The following is a 17718-nucleotide window of genomic DNA, read 5'->3' as shown; positions in this document are numbered from 1 at the left end:
CCGGCCCCCGTAGCTCAGTGGATAGAGCAGGCGCCTTCTAAGCGCTTGGCCGCAGGTTCGAGTCCTGCCGGGGGCGCCTATCCTCACCCTTCCCTTGCAAGGGCATTTTTGCTGGTCAGAGCGGGTAGCGCTGGACACAGCGAAGCCCCGGACCCCCTCTTGACGATCAAGGGCAGACTCCGGGGCTGTCCGGCTGTCACCGGGTTTTCGCGGGTGGCTGTGTCGAATGCGTGTCGAAGTTCCGGGCCGAGGGGTCAGCCGTCGGACGACTGCTCGGGGAGATCACCAGCGGCTTCAAGCCGCCGTTTCAGATCGGGCAGCTGCCCGTCGATGCAGCGGGCATAGGTCGCCAGGAGCACGGCGACGCTGTTCCCGGCCCAATCCGCCACCTGGGCGGGCGGGATTCCGTCGTTGAGCCACTTCGTCAGGCGCGTGTTCCGGTTGTCGTACACGCGCCGCCCGGTGGGCGACTCGAAGACGTGCGGGGGCAGCACGGCCTTACGCGCGCTGCGCCACGCCGGACGAATGACGGAACCGGCGAGGATGCCGCCCGACTCGCCTTGGAACAGCAAGTCACCGGGCTTAAGCTGCTCGCCCTCGATGTGCTGCCGCAGGATGCGCGTCAAGGCGGGATGTCCCGGCACGGTGCGCGTCTCGCCCTCTGCTCGGCCTTTCAAGTCCCGTTGCTCGTGGATCTCCCCCGTGTCAGTCCACGTGCATGGCTACAACTTCCTCGGGTCGTAGCCCGCAGTAGTACAGCGTGGCGAAGAAGGCATGGAGCCGCTCACCACCACGCGGCCGACGTCGTATCCAGTCCAGGATTGCCGCCGCCTGCTCGGCATTCAGCAGGGACCGCTTGTCCACGGCATTCGCGGTCTTCGTGACGGCCGTCGAATCCTTGCCCTTGGGGAGGGGGTTGGCCCGCAGGATGCGCCGCCGGATCGCGTACTTCATGGCGACGTTGAGGATCCGGCGATTGCGCTTCCGGGACCAGGCCGCCGATTGCTTGCCGTCGAGGCGGGTGTCGATGGCGTGCAGGACCTGGTCGACCGTCTCCGGATCCTCCCAGGCCGAAACGGGCAGGGAGTTCCGCTCAACCCATCTGAGGATGGCCACCACGTCTCGGGGCGCGTCGGGGCGTCGGTCGTGTTGAACGCCCACTCGCGAAGAGCGGTGCGCACGGCGGCCGGTGCGAACTGGGTGGGCTTTGCCCGCAACAACGCGATGGTGGTCGCGGTCAGGGTCTTGGCGACGTTCTTACGGCTGTTGCCTCCGAGTTGAGGCCAACGATCATCCACGTATTCGACGCCGAACTTGTACCAGCTCATGGAAGCCGACTTGGAGCGGTGGGACACCGGAAGGCCGGTCGCGACGGCGAACGCCTCGCCCTTGCCCGTCGCCCGGATGAGTTCGGAGCGGAAGCCTTCGGCGAGCGCGACGGTGCCGAAGGGCTCACGCCAGCGCTTGCCCGCGACCACCCAGCGCACGGTGAACGTAGTCTTCCGAGCGCCCTTGTACGTGAGGATCTTGTAGACCTTCACGTCGTACGTCGTCTCCATCAGGCAGCGTCCTCACGGTCGTCGAGCCAGTGATCGAGGTCGCTCCGTCGGATCCGGAGGTCGCCGTTCGGGAGCTTGATGCAGCGCGGCGCACGACGCTTGGCCCGCCAGTCGTAGAAGGTCGAGCGCGAGATGGTCAGTTCCTCACAGACCTCCGTGAGGGTGAGCATGGTGCGCGACCGGATGGCCGTGGTCATTCCGTGCTCCCTTCGTCCTGAAGGGCTTCGCGGGCGGTCTCGCGGTTGGTCTGGAGGTCGCGGGCGATGGTCGCGGCGAGGGCGGCTTCGCCCGGTGTGTGGCCGTGGCCGGCGTATTGCCAGTCCGTCAGCACGAGGACGGTGTCCGGCTCGCGGTCGTCGAGGCCGAGGACGGATGCCTCTTGGGCCGCGCGGTAGTCGGCGCGTTCCTGGCAGAGGGCGCCGAGCGTGGTGGAGTAGGTGCGCGACTTGGACGAGAAGTGCCCGCGGAAGCCGAGCATGTGCGCCCAAGCCCAGAGGCGCCGGTCCGGATAGAGGCTGCCCAGGTCGCGGCACGCGGTGATGAGCTGCCGGGTGTGATCGGGGACGTGGTGGCGGTCGAGTTCGGAGAGCTCTCTCGGACGCCTTGGACGGCAACGGCCCTCACGTACGGAGCCACGACGGCAAGCGCCTCATTTCAGCGGGATAAGACTTTCTCTACTTCATCAAGGCGGCTCGCTCCGCTCACCGCGCGCGCCCCGGCCCCCGGCCGGGCCTGCGCTCCTGTCTCCGCCCCGCTCCAGCCCGGCCGGCGCCCGTGCCGCGCTACAAGCATGCAGCCACCTGATGCCAGAGAAGGGGTACGTCGCGGCTGGGGCGGTCGGCTCCGCAGCTTTACGGAGCCACTTTGGCGCGAGCCTCGAAGATCATGGCCCCAACGTCGTGTTTTACCGGGCAGGTCCACAGACTGCCCGACGCGCCGGAAGCTTACGGGGCCATGATCACTCGCACCAAAGCAGCGCCACCCCAAAGCCGCTCCACCGACCTACGTCTGCTAGTTCTGCACCCCAGGTCTACCCGGCTCAGCGCGGGTTTCGGCTACTTGCTGAGCGACTTCTCCTGTCCATTTACGCCACAGCTAGAGCAATGAAGCCACCTATATAGATAGTAGCGAAAAAAATGGGAACCCAAATTTCGAGCCAGGTCAAGGGAACGTACTTTTTGAAATCTTGCCCCTTACCCAGAAGCCCCCATTCACCTTTCACAAATGGACTAGCTGGCAATTTTTCTTCCAGCTCGCCAACCACCGCGAACTTTGCATTGCTAAGTTGGCGATAAGAGCACAGCAGCCAAAACCATGAACCGCATTCCAGCAGGAGCGCAAGCAGTGGTATTAGCAGCCATGCTGTCGATCCTGATGGAGCCTTCTGCCAGAAAACCCCAATGACCGTAAGAGCGGCCGTATTAAGAGTCAGGAAGAACGTGTTCGTCAGCGTTCTACGCTGACTAACTTTGTCCGCCATGTCAATACAAATCTTGTACTGCTCCAGAACGGCGACGTGATACTTCTCTTGACCCGCGTAGGCTGCCGGTGTTACTCCCGGATTCCACAAAACGTGGCTAATTTGAGGAGTACCGCCAGTCATGTCTAACCTCCATAATTACGGAAGAAACACTGTTCAGAAGCTGGACCCAATCAATAGCACTATTTTCCGAGCAGTCTAAGGATTTCCCGGGCAGCGTCCTCAGTGCTAGCTACGCGACGAAAGGCCTTCAAGGTTCTGGCAACCTGTTTCGTCACGCGTGCACCATTATTTCGCCGTCCCCAATGAAGTTGTATTCTATAGTAGTCAGGGGCTGAGCCATTTTCCTCCGGCTGACTATTTTTCACCACAGTGAACCCTTGGGGTAGGATCAGAACGGTCTTCCCTGCGGCGCCTACCTCCTTGCAGAGCTCAACTTCCCAAATTACGCCAGGGCTGCAATCCCCCATAGCCACAACTATTGCTGATGCTCTAATTACCAATTCTCTTACAACTGACCGCCAATCATCTGCTCCTGCAAAAATCCGGAACGCCCTTACCCCGGCGTCTGCCGAGTCGGGCCTGAACGGTGAGGCGCCACTACCAGGCACAGCTATGAGATCCCATGGATTCGCCACGGTAACCACGACAGCCCCTGGCAGTTTCTTTACCAACTCTTCCTCTAGTCGCGCCCCTGCGAGATTAATTTCGAAACCGTCCGAAGTCGTCTCAAATTCAAGGTCGAAGTCGCGGAGATATACAACGAGCGGCTTTCCGCTAACCGATGACTCATGGACCGCGTCCAGTGCTACTTGGTGTATATTTCGCGCCAGGCGCTCCAATTCGTCAGGGTCACCCGCTATTTCTGCGTCTATGTAAGCTCCAGCAAGCTGGCCTTGATATATCTCCACCCATCTGAGCAGCCACAGGGGGGTGAAGACGATGTAGACTGCGACAGCGGTGGCCGCCAAGGCAATCTTGAGGCGCCATATCGTTCTATGCTTCCGGCCGAATGGTAGGAGTGCCAGAGAGACTCCAGGAATGGTGAAGCGCAGGCCCATTCCGCGGATCACGAAACTCCGAAAAAACTGTTGCCGCAAATCCTCGTATCGAGAGGCGGTGACCATCGGATGCGAACGAAAATACTGTTCGGGGAATACGTATTTTCCGAGGCTCGTTTCAGTCCCATAGACTCCCGTCTGCGGCCGGGTCGCAGCCTCTCGAGCGAACTCCACCTTCGGCGGGGTGAGCAGCCACCAAGCCTCTCTCCACAAGTGTGCGAACTTCAGGAAGTGCTGATGTAGGGGCTCGTGCCGTCTGGTGACATGAATCAATAGGGCCAGCGACTTATCGACAGTGGTTTCGAACGCCGTCGCCCATGGAAGATGCCAGCGCGGCAGAAGTTTTCCAATCATGGAGCAACTTCCAATGTGCGAAACAATGCAGTTGATACCTCGATGCAGCCTGGCGGCTGCCATGATGGTTATGGATAACCGCATAACAGGCTGCAGGTCATGAGTGGTTCCTGGAGCTCCGAAGCCTCAAGTTTCCGGTCGACGAGGAATATCAGCCTGACCGATCAAGGGCTGAGGAAGATGGAGATCACTTCGTCTCCGTGCCCTCTGTATAATCTATGGCCGCAAGCCATTCCCAGTGAACCTTGCTATATGGGCCACTTTCCATTATGGACGGGGTCCCAGTTTCGTGCATCTTGGTGAGGCGCACCACAACGCGCTTCAGCCACGGACCGGCCGTCGTTGTCCTGAGGCTGGTCGACGCCACAGGCCAGTAGCGTGGCTGATGCTGGCAGGGGCGCAGCGAGGTACACGCGTGCGTGGGGGCTCGGCGCACCCGCCATCGTGGTTGATTGTCGTCAGCTGAGGCTCAGACACTCAGGGGTTCGGCTACGCCAAGGGACGTTCGAGGCAAAGGGACCGTGCCATTCGCGTGCCAGACACTGCGGGGACGGGGAACAGCGGGAACTCGCCCTAGGTGCGATCAGGACTCCAACACCGCTCCGCCGCAGGTCAGCGCGGCAGCCGCCGCCAGGAAACCCGAGCTTCCCAAGCTGAGGGCCTTGAGGTGGGGGACCCTCAAGCCATCGCACGGCCCGGCCGGCGCGGCTTGCTCTCGGCGACGGCATGGCAGCGTGGCTGAGGCCGGTGGGGGTGCGGCGAGGCATACGCGTGCGTGGTCGGTCGACGCGCCCGCCGCCGTGGCTGACTGTCGTCGGCTGAGGTTCAGGCGGCCGACACTGAAGGTGCCCGTGCCCCTGCCTTGCCCGATCGACCGGGAGCTGAGGGGGAACCACGGTGACTAGCGGACGGCTTATGAGAGCGGCCCCTAACCGATTCACCGGGTCAGGGCTTGCGGGGACGGTGCGGTTTGAACCCGCAGTGACATCGCTGCCACGACGGTTTTTAAGATCATCGATAGGTTGACTTGGCCATTACTCAACTGACCTAAAGTGCATAAAGTGTCAAATCTGGAACATATGACACGAAAGTCCACTAAACTTCCAAAACCAAGCGATGCGCGAAGAAGTCGCTGCTAAATTTCACACATGGCGGACAAGGTCAGTGAGACGCAAGCGAAATGGAAAGAGCCCTTCGGGCGCCTCAGTGCATACATCGAGGAAATGGGCAACCTTGCGAGCATGACTCACAAGGGGGCTCACATGGTGTCCACCCACCCGGAAATTATGGAGATCCTGGAGGGTTTTGATGATGACGTATATAACGAAGCAAAGACCCATGCCGAGTTCGCAAAGAAGGAGATGGAGAACGGTTTCCCCCTCCTTCACGCCCACTCCCTGATGGGCCTTTGGGGGGCGCTAGAGGCCGCAGTGGAAGACCTTGTCATTTCATGGGTTTCCATGTTCCCGGAACTCCTCGCCAATTCTGCATTCGCCAAAGTTAAGGTCCCGCTCGCCGAATTTCAGGCAATGAGTGATGAAGACCGGACGCGATTCTTGGTGAATGAGGTGCAGAGGGACCTTAAAGTTGATCTGCGGGGCGGAGTCAGCCGTTTTGAAGCTCTATTGGGTGCCGTCGGCCTGGATGGTCGAGTGGACAAGCGAGTGAAGCAGGCTCTATATGACCTGCAGAACGTAAGGAATGTTTGGGCCCATAGAGGTGGAGTGGCAGACCGGAAAATGGCAAAGAACTGCCCACACCTGCCATACACTGAAGGTCAAAGGGTCGCAATAGACAAGGAAGAATTGAACAGGTACATGCAGGCCGTTTCCCTGTACTGCATGACCATTATTTACAGGTGCCGCCTAAAGCAGGGAATGCCGCTCAAGCGACCTGACAATATTGTCGAATTCGAGGGAGCACTCGATTTTTTCTTCGAGGCGAAGAAAGAGCCCTCCCGGCAACCAGAGAACTGACAGACAAGTGCGGACCCCTGTCCGTGCCATCGCCGCACTTAAGCGGTGCAGTCGGTCATGGTCAATTGCCCACCCAGGTTGCTGCGGAACGAATTCGTCCTCGTCGAATGCCTCGCTGCCGCGTCTCCGCCATCGCGACTTGCCCTGAGAGGATCGAGCAGCGTGGCTGAGGCCGGCGGAGGGCAGCGAGGCACACCCGTGCGCGGTCGGTTGGCGCGCCCGCCGTCGTGGCTGACTGTCGTCGGCTGACGCACAGGCGCCAGCCCTCTCCCTGCTCCGTTCAGGTTGAAGGCGTGAATCCAGCCGATTGGTCAAGGCGGAACGGGGAGCCCGGAGCCGTCGGGTTCCACCCCTTATGGAGAGCAAGCTGAATGGCCTTGTCAAGGTCGGACGGCAGTACAGGCATGGCCTCGCCTCCCAACCAGTTGCTCGGATGCGGCTGGTTGGTGGTGACCACGAGCGTCATGCCTGGGATGTCCGCCTGCTCGACCGCAAACGTGCACGGCGACCAGGCCAGCCCCTGGAAGTACGTCGGCCGACCTCGCAACCGCCAGCGGTAGGCCGTGCCGTCGACGACGATCCGTCGTGATCCCTTGCGGACCAGTGCCATAACTCACCCTTCAACAACCATGACGCTAGCTAGCCCGGCCCCCGCCGTCCGTCTCAGTTTCCGTCTCATTCAGCGCCGTTCACGGCCGTTCGGGCGAGACCGAAGGCGGTAGTCGCTCCCACGACCAGCCGCCCATGAACGCAGGTGAACGCCCCCGCACACCGCCCAACATCCCACCACCACAGTTGGAAAGCGTGCGCGCCACGGCAATGTCAGAGCCTGGGCTTACGGTCCAGGACATGGCAATCAGACCATCAATGCGTTGGCGTTCGCGCGTGGACGAAGAGGCCAAAGAAGTGGCGATTGGGGCCCGGGCCCCGCGCGATGCCTTCCTGTCGGAGCTCTTCCCTCAGTCGCTCCTGGCGGCGACGGATGAGGCCCTGCGCGCGTTCGAGGTCGATGTGAAGGCGCTCGGGGACCAGGACGACGAGCAGGTCTTCGAAGCGATCAAGCGTGTCGTTCTGGTGCTGAACGAGATCAACGAGGACCACGACGGCGTCGGCTACGAGACCGAGGAGCGTGAAGGGCTGTGCCTCTACATCGATCAGACCTTGATGGAGCACGGCATCGACGTCCCCGCACTGGCGGCGAGGCGAGGCATCAGCCGCACCGAGATCACGGACGACTGGCGGGACTGGTAGCCGTTGCTGTATCGCAACGAAGTACAGCAACCGCCAGCACCCAACACCGGCCGCCACGTTCTTCCCGGCAGCCTGTATGACCGCCAATGACCGATCTCTTCAGAGCTACGCGGCAGAAGCGTCTGACATCCACGGCTGTAAAAACGGGCAGCTTCGATTCGGTTTGCTGCCACGGGCTGGCGACCCGAGGCGGTGGGACCGGTGCCGCGTTCGGGCTGGGGCGGGGTCACGGACGGATCGTTGTGTTGTCTCCGGTGATGGCCGTGCCGATCGTCTGTGCGGCGATAGACCGTTCACCGACCGCTGTGATCGTCACCGCACCGGTCGGGGGAAGCTGGGCGGCCAGTTCGGCAAGCAACTGCGGATTCTCCCTTAGCGTCCGCTTGATCTGCTGGCGTAGCGCAGCTGCAGCATCGGCGTCCTCCGGCTCCTCGGCCGCCTCACGCACCGCCGCCTCCAGCTCGGGTCGTCCGGCCGGGCTCCGGCGCCGCCAGACCGCCTGCAAGATGCTGCGCCCTGCATTCGCCGTGGCTCCCACCGCAGCGTCCTCAGCTCGGGCCAGTACCCCCGCACCGTAGGCACCCAGAGCCGCACTTAGATACGGCCCTGCCTGCTCCAGAAACTGCGCGATCTCCGTTCCCACAACCCACCCCCGAAATCCTGTCAATGACTGATGCGCACCAGATTAAGCCGCCCAGCCAGCGTGCACGCGGCAACTCGCATTCGCGAACGTCGACCGGTCTTACTCCACGCGAGCCAGCGAACACCTTCCCGCCCCTGGCGCCGCCTGGCTACGCTCCCGACTGGCAGATCGCTGACCAGGGAAACGGAGAGCTTCAATGGAGTACTAACGGTCAGACCTCGAAGTGGCGTACTCGGCTGCGTCGATCCTTGCGCGGATCTGTGCGACGAGCGGGTTCTCCGGGCCCAGGGTGGGCTCGATCCGGCCGAGGGCTACGCGATAGACGGCGATCGCTTTTTGGTGTGCGCCGGCTTCCTGGTGGGTGTCCGCCAGGGTGAGTTGAGCGTTCAGGACGTTGGGGTGGTCGCCGAGGGCCTGCTGCCAGTGGTTGAGGTTGACTTCGTACAGCGGCACAGCCAAGGCGGGTTGGTCGTTGGCCCGATAGATCTCAGCCAGGTACTGCCGTTGCTTGACTGTGTCCGGGTGGGTGACGCCGAGTTCCTTCTCGGCGAGCGCAACGCTGTGTTCCAGCAGTTCGGTCGCCCGGGGGAGGCCGCCGGACCCGCCGAGGGCGCGGGCCAGCATGGCGGTGCAGTGAAGTGTTTGCGGGTGGACGCGGCCGAGTTCGGCCTCCAGCTGGGCGCGGACGTCCTCCAGGACGGCGACTGCCTGTGCCGCGTTGTCGGACTCCATGTGAGCGGCGGCCAGGTTTATCCGGCTGGTGACCGTGTGCGGGTGTGTGTCGCCGAAGATGAGGCTGGCGTTGCACACGGCGGCTTCGAGGAGCTGGACGGCGCGCGGAGCGTCGCCAACTGTGAGGTGTGCGAGGGCCAGGTTGCTCCGACACACCATGGTGTGTGGGTGGTCCTCGCCGAGCGAACGGACGCACCGCTCCAGTGTTGACTCAGAGAGAGGCACGGCCTGTGCCGGGTTGTCCGTCTGGCGTAGTGCGTCGGCCAGGCCGATGTAGTTGGACAGGGTGTCCGGGTGGGACTCGCCGAAGACTTGCTCGCACTGGGCGACGACGGTTTCGAACAGCGGGACGGCGCGATCAAGGTCGCCCGCCGCGAGGTGTGCATTCGCGAGGCCGCTTCGGGTGGCGAGGGTGTGGGGGTGGGTCTCGCCGAGCAGCGCGGCACGGTGCTTGAGGATGGTGTCGTACTGGGCGATCGCCCGTCCATCGTGGCCGGCGGCCCGGTATGCCTGCGCCAGCCCGTTCCTGGTGGTCAAGGTCTGGGGATGGCCGTCGCCGAGGAGGTGGGCGCTCTGCGCGGCCGCGGTCTCCAGCAATGGAAGCGAACGGGTGAAGTCTCCAGCGTCCCGGTAGGCGCAGCCGAGGTTCGCACGGATGGCAATGGTCTCTGGGTACGCCTCGCCGTACACCTCCTCGCATCGGGCCAGGGCCGTCTCAAGGTGCTGCGCTGCCTGGTCAGGGCGTCCGGCGATCAGATAGGCGTAGGCAAGGTTGTTCCGGCTGGTGATGGTTTCGGGATCGCTGTCGCCGAACGCCTGCTGCCATTGTGCGAAGACGGCGGTGTACATCGGAATGGCGCGGGACAGGTCGCCTGAAGCGAGGTAGACCGCCGCTAGACCGTGCTGGCTGCTCAGCGTGGCAGGGTGAGTTGGTCCTAGGGATCGCTGGTACTGCGTGAGTGTGGCCTCATGCAGAGAGACAGCACGATCCAAGTCGCCGGACGCATGGTAGGTGCGGGCCAGTTCCTCGCAGCTGACGAGAGTGTCGGGGTGATCGTTGCCAAGTGCGTGCCTACGCCGGGCCAACGTCTCCTCGTGGAGTGTGATGGCACGGGCCAGATCGCCGGAGTCACGGTACGAGTTGGCAAGGTTAGCGGCGACGGTGAGCGTCCCTAGATGCGAGTCGCCGAGTACCTGCGCGCACTGGGCGACCAACGGTTCGAGGATGGCGATGGACCGTTCGAAGTCCCCGGCTCCGTAGTAGGCGTCGCCCAGGTTCGAACGGACCTTCATGGTGATTTCGTGCTCGGCGCCAGCGAGCGCTTCGCAGCGGGCGAGGGCCGCCGTGAGCAGCGGAACGGCGCGGGCGTCATGACCGAGGCCCTGGAGATAGAGTGCAGCGCTCGCGTACCGTCCGGCGGGAAAGGTGTCAGCGTGTCCGTCAGGAGTGGTGGCCGCGAGCGCAACGAGGTGCGGGAGCAGCCGATCCCAGGTGGGGGACCGGCCAGAGTCGGGCGGTTCTCCCAGGGGGGTGACCGCAGCGCTCAGCAGCCGTTCGGCCTCTAGCCTGCCAGTTGGCGCGCTGTCACCGATGGGCGCCTGGTTCCGGAGTGTGGTCTGGACGAGGCGGTGGATGCTCACCGAGTCCTGAGTGAGGGAGACCATGCAGTAGACAGCAAGCACCCCTAGGGCTTCGTGAAGGTCGTCGCTGTCGTCGGTGATAGGGGTCAGCAGTCCAACTGGGATGTCGTCGGGGGCGAGCCACGCCAGTGTGAACAGGACGCGGACTGCCAGGGGGTTGCGCTCCGTGAGGGTGCTAATCGTCTGGCCCCAGATCCGGGCGACGGTGCGCTCTGGGTCTACACCTTCGGGAGCCTTGTCCAACGCGCCTATCAGCCTTCGGCGGTAACGTTCGATGCTGATCGTTGGGTTCTGCGCGAGGTAGGCGCCGGCCTGCATCAGGGCGATGGGAAGCTGCCCCAGGTCGGCCGAGAGGGCCCGGGTCTCCTGTATATGACGGTGGGTCGGCGAAGTCGCGCCGAGCACCTGGCTACAGAGGAGTTCACTCGCTGCAGCCACGTCGAGTACGTCGAGAGCCAGCGTTGCGACGGAGGTCGGCCAGCTAGCTGATCGTCGGCTGGTGGCGATGACGTGGCCGTCAGACGTGCTGACGTAGGGCTGCAGATCGGCTGGATCCTCAACATTGTCGAAGATCAGCAGCCACCCCGGATGCCACTGCAGCCACAACATGGCCCAGGCGGCGCGCTCTTCGGTTGACGCGCTGCCGGCCCACACGGGGATCAGTCGCAGAGCGAGGTCGGCCAGCGATTGCTCGATGTGGTCGGGTGATGCGGCGGCAATCCACCACATGACGGTGTAGTCGTGACGGTGTCTGTGGGCATACGCAAGCGCGAGGGTGCTCTTGCCGACGCCGCCGAGGCCTTGGACAACGGCAGTCCCGGCGGCCGGCTGCCCGAGCGTGCCGCGCAGCCAGCCCAGCTCGCTCGTGCGGCCGAAACACAGGGGGAGCGGCGGCAGGTTGGTGAGCCCGGCAGGTGCCTGGACATCGCGCGCCGAGTTCAGCAACTCGGTCGTCAGAACGTTGACCGGGCCGGTGATCGCTGTCCCGATGTGGCGGGCGGCGACGGATCCAGTCCCTATCGCCTGGAAGGTGAAGTCCGTCACCGCAGGACCCGCCGGCTCTCGTGGCGAACGGTGGCCGTCGCCCCTTCTCTGCCCGACGGCCTACTGCGTGCCCCCATCTCAGTTCAGTCCCCTCTGCAGCCCGGCTTGGTGTCTCGCTCTCCGGCACGGTGCGTACGCGTTCCCCATGATGGGTCAGTATCGGCTGAGCGGCGGCGAGAGTTGCATGGAATCGGGACTTCGTCGCTTGATCAACAACGCCGAACAGGGGCGTACACCAGCGTTTCTGTCTGGCCGTCGCAGCAGTCGACGACAGGGGATCGAACTCCTAATGCGGTGCTCAGCCGGTCGCGACCTACCTGTGGACTCCTCCCGCCGGATGTGCCCCGCCCAGGGCCATGACCTTCTCCGTCGTCCGGGACACAAGGGTCCTCCGGAGTCGTTGCAGTGCTGCGACTTGAGCTGGCCGTCCCAGGTTCTCTGGTCGACGACACCGCAGCGTGGCTGAGTGTCGTCGACTGAGGTTCAGGCCGTCGGAGCAAGCCGCTCCGGTGCCCGCAGGCTCAGCGGTAGCTGGCATAACGCAGCGGGGAGGGGAGCCGAGTCGTGCTCAGGCTCCCCTCCCCGGTTGAGACGGAGGGTCGTCGGCGGCTGCTTCAGAAGCGGTGCGGTGGCTCGCCCGCCCCCAGGAGGTGACCGCGGCTGATGGCCACGCGGAGCACGTCTCGGAGAGTCCCGGTCAGTTCCCCGGTCAACCCTCGTAGGTCCTCCGGGTTCGCGTCCTGGTCGTCGAGGGTGGCCTAAGCCTGCTCCAACAGGATCGCCGCCGCGTCGAGTTGATCCGCTTCGATGTTGGCGGCCAGGCGGGACATGTAGCCGCCCCTGTCATCCGTGCTCAGGTAACAAGGCTTGCCCTCCGGGCCCGACCACGGGAGGAGGCGTAGTTCGTTCCGTGTTGTCATGCTGACCTCTGCCTCTCGTCGAGCGTGTGATGGGTGGTGAAGACTGCGTCGGCTCGATCCCCTGGGAAGACCAGAATCGCCGCCTCGACCACTCGGCCAGTGAGGTCAGTCGCAACGCGCGTGATCGCCAGAACTGGCACGGCGGAGTGGGTCCGCAAAGCCGATGACTCGTCCGGCGTGGGCAGGCGGGCGCATACCGTTTCCCGGACAGCGGCCGGCGGAGGGCCGAGTACGGCAAATCTCCTGACTGCCTCCGGGCACGAGGATTCGTCGTCGAGCATTCCGGCCGGCGCCAGGTCGCGCGGGATGTAGATACGGGCCAGTCCGTGCGGTGACTCCTCCTCGTGGCTGACGCAGAAGAACTCCGCGAGAGGGCTGCCCGTCGGCACCCTCAGTGAGCTGTCGCCGAGTTGGGAGCCGTACGACCTCACCGCCGGCACGCTCGTCATCCTCCCCGAGGGAGGGCCGCACGCCGGGGCGGGCGTCGTGAATCGCATGGCCGCGATCGGCATCACGGTCAGCCACGCCGTGGAGCAGCCCGAGCCGCGGCAGGCGACCGCCGAGGAGGCGTCGCTCCTGGGCATCCAGAAGGCAGCACTCGTCACGCACATCCGGCGGACGTACTACAGCGACGAGGGGCGGCCCGTGGAGACGGCGGACATCGTGGTGCCCGCCGCTCACTGCGAGCTCGTCTACGAGATCCCGATCAACCGTCCGTAGCGGCCGGCCTGCGGGACTCGGAAAAGCAGGTCTGCCAGTGCCGCGCCTACCTTCAGCACCGGATGTACCAACCCGCCACCAGCACGATGAGAATGGCAACGACGAAGGCCCACACGGTCGTTGCTCCGTGATACGAGCGGTAGGCAATCAGAGCAAGCATGTTCAGGCGGATACCCCGGGCCTGCGGCTTCAGCCGACCCGCGTCACCCGCCTCTCTGTCGAATGCGTGTCGAAGGCGCCGCAGGTCTGCGGTCGTAAGCCGAAGAACGCGAGGTCAGAGGACGTGCGCCAGTGATCTCGCCAGGCGCCTTCTAAGCGCTTGGCCGCAGGTTCGAGTCCTGCCGAGGGCGCCTATCCCCACCCTTCCCCGCAAGGGCGTTGCTGCTGGCCAGAACGAGTGACCTGCGACACGCAAAAGCCCCGGGCCCTCCCCCGACGATCAGAGGGCTCCGGGGCTGTCCGGCCGTCACCGGAAGTGCGTGAGGATCCGGTAGATCTTGACGCCGTACATCGTCACCACCAGACGGCGCCCTCACGCACCTTTCGAGTGTCCTGAGTGATCTGCGGGACGTCGCGTCCCACGCCCGAAGGCGGGGCAGCCCTCTCCGCAGGATCTAGGCGTACCGGTAGATGGAGCTGTGGTTCTCCAGTTCCGCGGGTGTCACGCCCCACGGCGGCATCTTCTCGTGCCGGGCGATGATCCGGCCGTGCTGGGGGTCGCCCTGGCCGGGAGGGTTCGTGGGGAGATAGCGGGCGTCTCCGTGGCGTCGCTGCCAGCGGGACCACACGAGGTCGACGAAGGCGTGGTGCATCCAGAAGACCGGGTCGTTGACGGAGGCGCCGCCCGCCATGTGGCCACCGACCCATCGGTGGACCCGGTTGTGGTTGCGCCACGACAGGGGGGCGCGCCCCTGCCCCCACCCCTCCAGCCTGTTGCGGAACCCTTTGGTGGACACGGAGTTCCAGGGGGCCGTGTCGTAGACCGGATCCGCGAGGGCGGTCTCCAGATCACCGGGTGTGGGCAGGGAGATGGGGTCCCGGGGGCGGCCCAGGTCACGCATGAGGTACTCGGCGTCGGTGAAGCTCTCCTTGATGGTCCAGTTGCCGTTTTGGTAGGCGAAGGGGCCGGTCATGACCTGCCGGTCGGAGCGCCGGCCGGTGCCGCCGAGCAGGTCGTCGGTCCACGGGGCGGCCGTCGGGGTGTGGTCGCGCGTCCAGTCCCAGTACGGCAGGGTCACCGAGTCGTCCACGCGGCGCAGCGCCCGCTCCATGCCCAGCAGCAACCTGCGGTGCCATGGCAGGAAGGAGGGGGTCATGTGGGCCGCGCGCAGGCCGCCCTCACCGTCGGGGACGTAGTACTTGATGTGCATGCGCACGAATTCGTCGTATTCACCGCGGCGTTTGACCTCGAGGAGCGCGGCGACGAACCGGCGCCGCTCGGAAGGCGTGAGCTTGCCGACGTCCTTACGCGTGTACACCATGCTGATGGCCCCCCTGTGTTCCCCGGCCGCCGCTCGGCGTACCGCTGTCACCCATGTGGGCGCCGCTCGAGTGCCACACGCCCAACCGTGCGGTGCCGAGTTCGTCGACGGCCGCCCGCGCCGCGGCGAGTGGTGTCGGATACGACTGGTAGTGGTCGATCATGGTCATCCAACTGCCGTCCACGCGCCGCATCAGGTGCAGTGGCCGGCCGTCCACGGTGACGTGCCACGCGCCGGAGGCGTCGTCCCCGGGGCGCCGGTTGTCGTCTCTGCCTCCGACGATGCGCCGTCCTCGATACGTCTCGTCGAACCCCGCGTCGTCGTCCCGCGAGACCAACGCGGCCAGGACCGGGGCGAGCGTCACCCCGGCCGCCGACGCGACCAGCCCCCGCAGGAGCAGCCTCCGCCTGGTGGACTTCGGGGATTCGACGACGGGAGTGGGGCACGGGGGTGCGGTCGGCGGCAAGGCGTCGACCGCGAGTGTCGGGGCGTCGGCGGCGGGCCTCGTGAAGTCGGCCTCCGGGGAGAGGGCCGTGGAACTCGCGGAGTGAGTCGTCGCGCTGTTCACCGATCCGGTCATGGCTTCCCCCTGACCGGACCTCGACGACCGCCCACGGGCCATGGCGCGCAAGGGGGTTGTGAGCCGGCGACGGAGGCGAAACCGACCATCAGGACGTCGGAGGGCGTTTCGCTGGTGGTTGAGGTCACCGCGGCACCCTACAGACGTTCCGGTACACACCCGGACTTTCTCTCACCCGAAAGGGCCATTCGTGTCGAGATAACCACACGAAAGAGGGGTTCACGGTGCGGCGGTCGGTACTGCGGGCGGGTGGGACCGGTACGGGCGAGCACGGGCACCCGGCAGGCAACGCAGAGGGCCGACTCCGCGCGGCGCGGAATCGGCCCTCTGCCACGTACCACCGGGAAATGCCAGAAGCGCTGGGAATCAGGAAGCGGCAGGCATCGCGTCCGGGGTGGCTGTCAGCCCTGCAGGGGCAGGCCACCCACCAGCGGGGTGCCGTTGCCGAGGGCGGTGCTCGAGCGGTTGACCGCCTTCAGGAGCAGCTCCTTCTTCTTCTTGACGTCGAGCGCATCCGACGACTCGAGCGGCTTCACGTGCACGGGCCCGTTGTTGAGGGTGGTCACCGCTTCGTTGAGGCTCTCGTGCGCCACGTCGGTCGCACTGAGGGCGAACGCTGGCGCGGCACCGGCGAGGACCAGGGACCCGGTAAGGACAGCGGCAGCCTTCAGAGACTTCATCGTGTTCCTTTCTTCGACGACCTGAGTCGCCGGAGAGAATTTCTGACGCCGTGCACAACGAGCGCCGACCGGTCCGGAAACCCTGCGCGCGAAAGATGCCGAGTCCTCATATGAGATCCCCCAAACCCCTCTGAAGGACCTCGTTCAGGTGCTTCACCGGCTGGGCCAACTGGGTGCGGTCACCGCAGGCGACCGCACGGAAGAGGCTGCCGACGAGCTACCGCCGCCGCCTCCGACCCGCCCGTATCCCCTCCTCATCCGTACCGATAAGACGATTTCGGAAAAATCCGACTTCACCGATCCAACACACTTGCCGGGCTTAACATGATTACCGCCGATAGCGGTTAGAGTGGCGCGGGCTTCCGGCGCGCCGCTGTCGCGCGCTCCTCGCCTTCGTGCTGGCCCTCTGAACACCGAACCTTTCCCGAAAGGGCAACGCCGTCATGCGTAATTCCCTAGCCCCCCTGGTGCGCCGTGCGACCGTGGGCGCCCTCGCCCTCGCCGGCATCTGGGCTCCCTCCGGTGCCCTGGCGGTCACGCCCACCGCACCGCCGTCGCCGGAGGCGGGCCGTGTCGCATTCGCCCAGCGCTACCACGCGCTCCAGCACGGCGGCATCGTCCGCGCGGCCAACGTCTCCATCAGCTGCCGTACGCCGCAGGAGGCCCGCGGGTTCGCGCCGGCGGCGGCGCGCTCCTGCCCGGCCGCGCGTGAGGGCATGGCCGGAGTGAACGGCGACTTCGACATGACGTACGTCGATGTCGACAAGGACGCGAACACCTACAACTCCTCCCGCGCCGAGGTCCGTCTGCCCAAGAACTCACGGGTCAGCTACGCCCGGCTGTACTGGGGCGGCAACCTGCGCGTCGGCGAGCAGAAGCTGCCCAAGGACAACGGGCGGGTGCTGATCGCCGAACAGGGCGGGGAGTACCGGGAGGTCCTCGCGGACACCGTCGTCGGCCACCGCGCCGCGCATGGCGCGGACGCCTTCCAGGCCTCGGCGAACGTCACGAAGATGGTCCGGGAAAGCGGGCCGGGTCTGTACACGGTGGCGCAGGTCAACGTGGCGAAGGGCAAGTCGAAGGCCGGCGCGTGGGGTGGCTGGACGCTGGTGGTGGCGTACGAGAACGCGAAGTCGCCGCTGCGGCACCTCGCGGTCTGGGACGGCTTCGACGCGCTGAAGTCCGGCACGGCGCAGGAGGTCCGGCTGCCCGGGCTGCGCTTCCCGAAGAACGCGGGCGGCCGTGCGGGCCTGGTGACGTACGACGGTGACCGCGGCGCGAAGGGCGACAGCCTCACCCTCACGACCACTGACGTACGTTCCGCCCCGGCGCCCCGACGCACCACGGTGACCGCCCTCACCAACGCCGGCAACCCCCGCGACGACGTCCTGAACTCCACGATCAGCGAGCCCGGGAAGGTGCAGTCGCAGCGCGTGCCCGCCTACTCCGGCACCCTCGGCTACGACTCCGACGTGTTCAACCTCAAGCCGGGACTGCGGCACGGCGGTGACCACCTGGCCTTCCGGCTCGTTTCGCAGCGGGACGCGGCTTGGACCGGCGTGCTCTTCGTCGCCGTCGACGCCAAGCAGTGAGACG

General features: G+C 65.1%; 15 protein-coding genes, 1 tRNA gene and 5 pseudogenes. 6 read left to right on the top strand and 15 right to left on the bottom strand.

The window, feature by feature from the left end; translation table 11 throughout:
* The first annotated feature begins 3 nt into the window (after positions 1-3).
* Positions 4-76, top strand: a tRNA-Arg gene (locus ACFYRY_RS08800).
* A gap of 178 nt (positions 77-254) precedes the next feature.
* Here the strand turns inward: ACFYRY_RS08800 and ACFYRY_RS08795 are convergent.
* The 5 genes and pseudogenes from ACFYRY_RS08795 to ACFYRY_RS08775 form a co-directional block, all read right to left on the bottom strand.
* Positions 255-626, bottom strand: coding sequence for a hypothetical protein (locus tag ACFYRY_RS08795; RefSeq protein ID WP_389141649.1), 372 nt, complete (start codon positions 624-626; stop codon positions 255-257).
* A gap of 79 nt (positions 627-705) precedes the next feature.
* Entirely contained in the window at positions 706-954 is a 249-nt protein-coding gene (locus tag ACFYRY_RS08790; protein WP_389141647.1) for a hypothetical protein, read from the bottom strand.
* Positions 951-1559 carry a hypothetical protein gene (locus ACFYRY_RS08785; RefSeq protein WP_389141645.1) on the bottom strand — a complete coding sequence of 203 codons (609 nt, stop codon included), beginning with the start codon at positions 1557-1559 and terminating at the stop codon, positions 951-953. Before ACFYRY_RS08785 ends, ACFYRY_RS08790 begins: the two co-directional genes overlap by 4 nt.
* Positions 1559-1756 carry a helix-turn-helix transcriptional regulator gene (locus tag ACFYRY_RS08780; protein ID WP_381695716.1) on the bottom strand — a complete coding sequence of 66 codons (198 nt, stop codon included), beginning with the start codon at positions 1754-1756 and terminating at the stop codon, positions 1559-1561. Before ACFYRY_RS08780 ends, ACFYRY_RS08785 begins: the two co-directional genes overlap by 1 nt.
* Positions 1753-2163, bottom strand: a pseudogene (locus tag ACFYRY_RS08775) (replication initiator); the annotation flags it as partial. The pseudogene ACFYRY_RS08775 and the gene ACFYRY_RS08780, both read right to left, overlap by 4 nt.
* Here ACFYRY_RS08775 and ACFYRY_RS08770 point away from each other — a divergent pair.
* Positions 2151-2225: pseudogene (locus tag ACFYRY_RS08770) on the top strand (NUDIX hydrolase); the annotation flags it as partial. The pseudogenes ACFYRY_RS08775 and ACFYRY_RS08770 overlap by 13 nt on opposite strands.
* Positions 2226-2643: 418 nt before the next feature.
* Here the strand turns inward: ACFYRY_RS08770 and ACFYRY_RS08765 are convergent.
* Positions 2644-3162 carry a hypothetical protein gene (locus ACFYRY_RS08765; protein ID WP_389141643.1) on the bottom strand — a complete coding sequence of 173 codons (519 nt, stop codon included), beginning with the start codon at positions 3160-3162 and terminating at the stop codon, positions 2644-2646.
* Positions 3163-3221: 59 nt separating this feature from the next.
* Entirely contained in the window at positions 3222-4454 is a 1233-nt protein-coding gene (locus tag ACFYRY_RS08760) for a hypothetical protein (RefSeq protein ID WP_389141641.1), read from the bottom strand.
* A gap of 1148 nt (positions 4455-5602) precedes the next feature.
* Between ACFYRY_RS08760 and ACFYRY_RS08755 the strand changes: the two genes are divergently transcribed.
* Entirely contained in the window at positions 5603-6430 is an 828-nt protein-coding gene (locus ACFYRY_RS08755) for a hypothetical protein (protein ID WP_389141639.1), read from the top strand.
* Between the two features lie 280 nt (positions 6431-6710).
* Here the strand turns inward: ACFYRY_RS08755 and ACFYRY_RS08750 are convergent, their stop codons facing one another.
* The gene (locus ACFYRY_RS08750) at positions 6711-7040 is read right to left on the bottom strand and encodes a hypothetical protein (RefSeq protein WP_389141637.1); all 330 of its coding nucleotides are present in this window, start codon (positions 7038-7040) and stop codon (positions 6711-6713) included.
* A 275-nt stretch (positions 7041-7315) separates the two neighbouring features.
* Here ACFYRY_RS08750 and ACFYRY_RS08745 point away from each other — a divergent pair, with 275 nt between their 5' ends.
* Positions 7316-7681, top strand: coding sequence for a hypothetical protein (locus ACFYRY_RS08745; RefSeq protein ID WP_389141635.1), 366 nt, complete (start codon positions 7316-7318; stop codon positions 7679-7681).
* A gap of 226 nt (positions 7682-7907) precedes the next feature.
* Here the strand turns inward: ACFYRY_RS08745 and ACFYRY_RS08740 are convergent, their stop codons facing one another.
* The 4 genes and pseudogenes from ACFYRY_RS08740 to ACFYRY_RS08725 form a co-directional block, all read right to left on the bottom strand.
* A complete protein-coding gene (locus tag ACFYRY_RS08740; protein WP_389141633.1) occupies positions 7908-8219 on the bottom strand; it encodes a hypothetical protein in 312 nt (103 codons plus the stop codon).
* Between the two features lie 309 nt (positions 8220-8528).
* On the bottom strand, positions 8529-11741 hold the full coding sequence (locus tag ACFYRY_RS08735) for a tetratricopeptide repeat protein (protein WP_389141631.1): 3213 nt from the start codon (positions 11739-11741) through the stop codon (positions 8529-8531).
* A gap of 614 nt (positions 11742-12355) precedes the next feature.
* Positions 12356-12661, bottom strand: a pseudogene (locus ACFYRY_RS08730) (hypothetical protein).
* Positions 12658-13056: pseudogene (locus ACFYRY_RS08725) on the bottom strand (UTRA domain-containing protein); the annotation flags it as partial. The pseudogenes ACFYRY_RS08725 and ACFYRY_RS08730, both read right to left, overlap by 4 nt.
* 4 nt (positions 13057-13060) lie before the next feature.
* Here ACFYRY_RS08725 and ACFYRY_RS08720 point away from each other — a divergent pair.
* Positions 13061-13381: pseudogene (locus ACFYRY_RS08720) on the top strand (UTRA domain-containing protein); the annotation flags it as partial.
* A 614-nt stretch (positions 13382-13995) separates the two neighbouring features.
* Here ACFYRY_RS08720 and ACFYRY_RS08715 read toward each other — a convergent pair.
* The 3 genes from ACFYRY_RS08715 to ACFYRY_RS08705 all read right to left on the bottom strand — a co-directional run bounded on the left by ACFYRY_RS08715 (position 13996) and on the right by ACFYRY_RS08705 (position 16122).
* Positions 13996-14862 carry a tyrosinase family protein gene (locus ACFYRY_RS08715; RefSeq protein ID WP_389141629.1) on the bottom strand — a complete coding sequence of 289 codons (867 nt, stop codon included), beginning with the start codon at positions 14860-14862 and terminating at the stop codon, positions 13996-13998.
* The gene (locus tag ACFYRY_RS08710) at positions 14846-15442 is read right to left on the bottom strand and encodes a tyrosinase family oxidase copper chaperone (RefSeq protein WP_389141627.1); all 597 of its coding nucleotides are present in this window, start codon (positions 15440-15442) and stop codon (positions 14846-14848) included. The genes ACFYRY_RS08715 and ACFYRY_RS08710 overlap by 17 nt, the downstream gene beginning before the upstream one ends.
* A 401-nt stretch (positions 15443-15843) precedes the next feature.
* The gene (locus tag ACFYRY_RS08705) at positions 15844-16122 is read right to left on the bottom strand and encodes a hypothetical protein (protein WP_389141625.1); all 279 of its coding nucleotides are present in this window, start codon (positions 16120-16122) and stop codon (positions 15844-15846) included.
* A gap of 443 nt (positions 16123-16565) precedes the next feature.
* Between ACFYRY_RS08705 and ACFYRY_RS08700 the strand changes: the two genes are divergently transcribed.
* Positions 16566-17714, top strand: coding sequence for a DUF3344 domain-containing protein (locus ACFYRY_RS08700; RefSeq protein WP_389141623.1), 1149 nt, complete (start codon positions 16566-16568; stop codon positions 17712-17714).
* Positions 17715-17718: the final 4 nt, after the last annotated feature.

This window comes from Streptomyces sp. NPDC005263 (assembly GCF_042872365.1).
Taxonomy (GTDB): domain Bacteria; phylum Actinomycetota; class Actinomycetes; order Streptomycetales; family Streptomycetaceae; genus Streptomyces.
The sequence above is the reverse complement of the archived record's forward strand: the minus strand, read 5'-3'. Positions and strand labels throughout refer to the sequence as shown.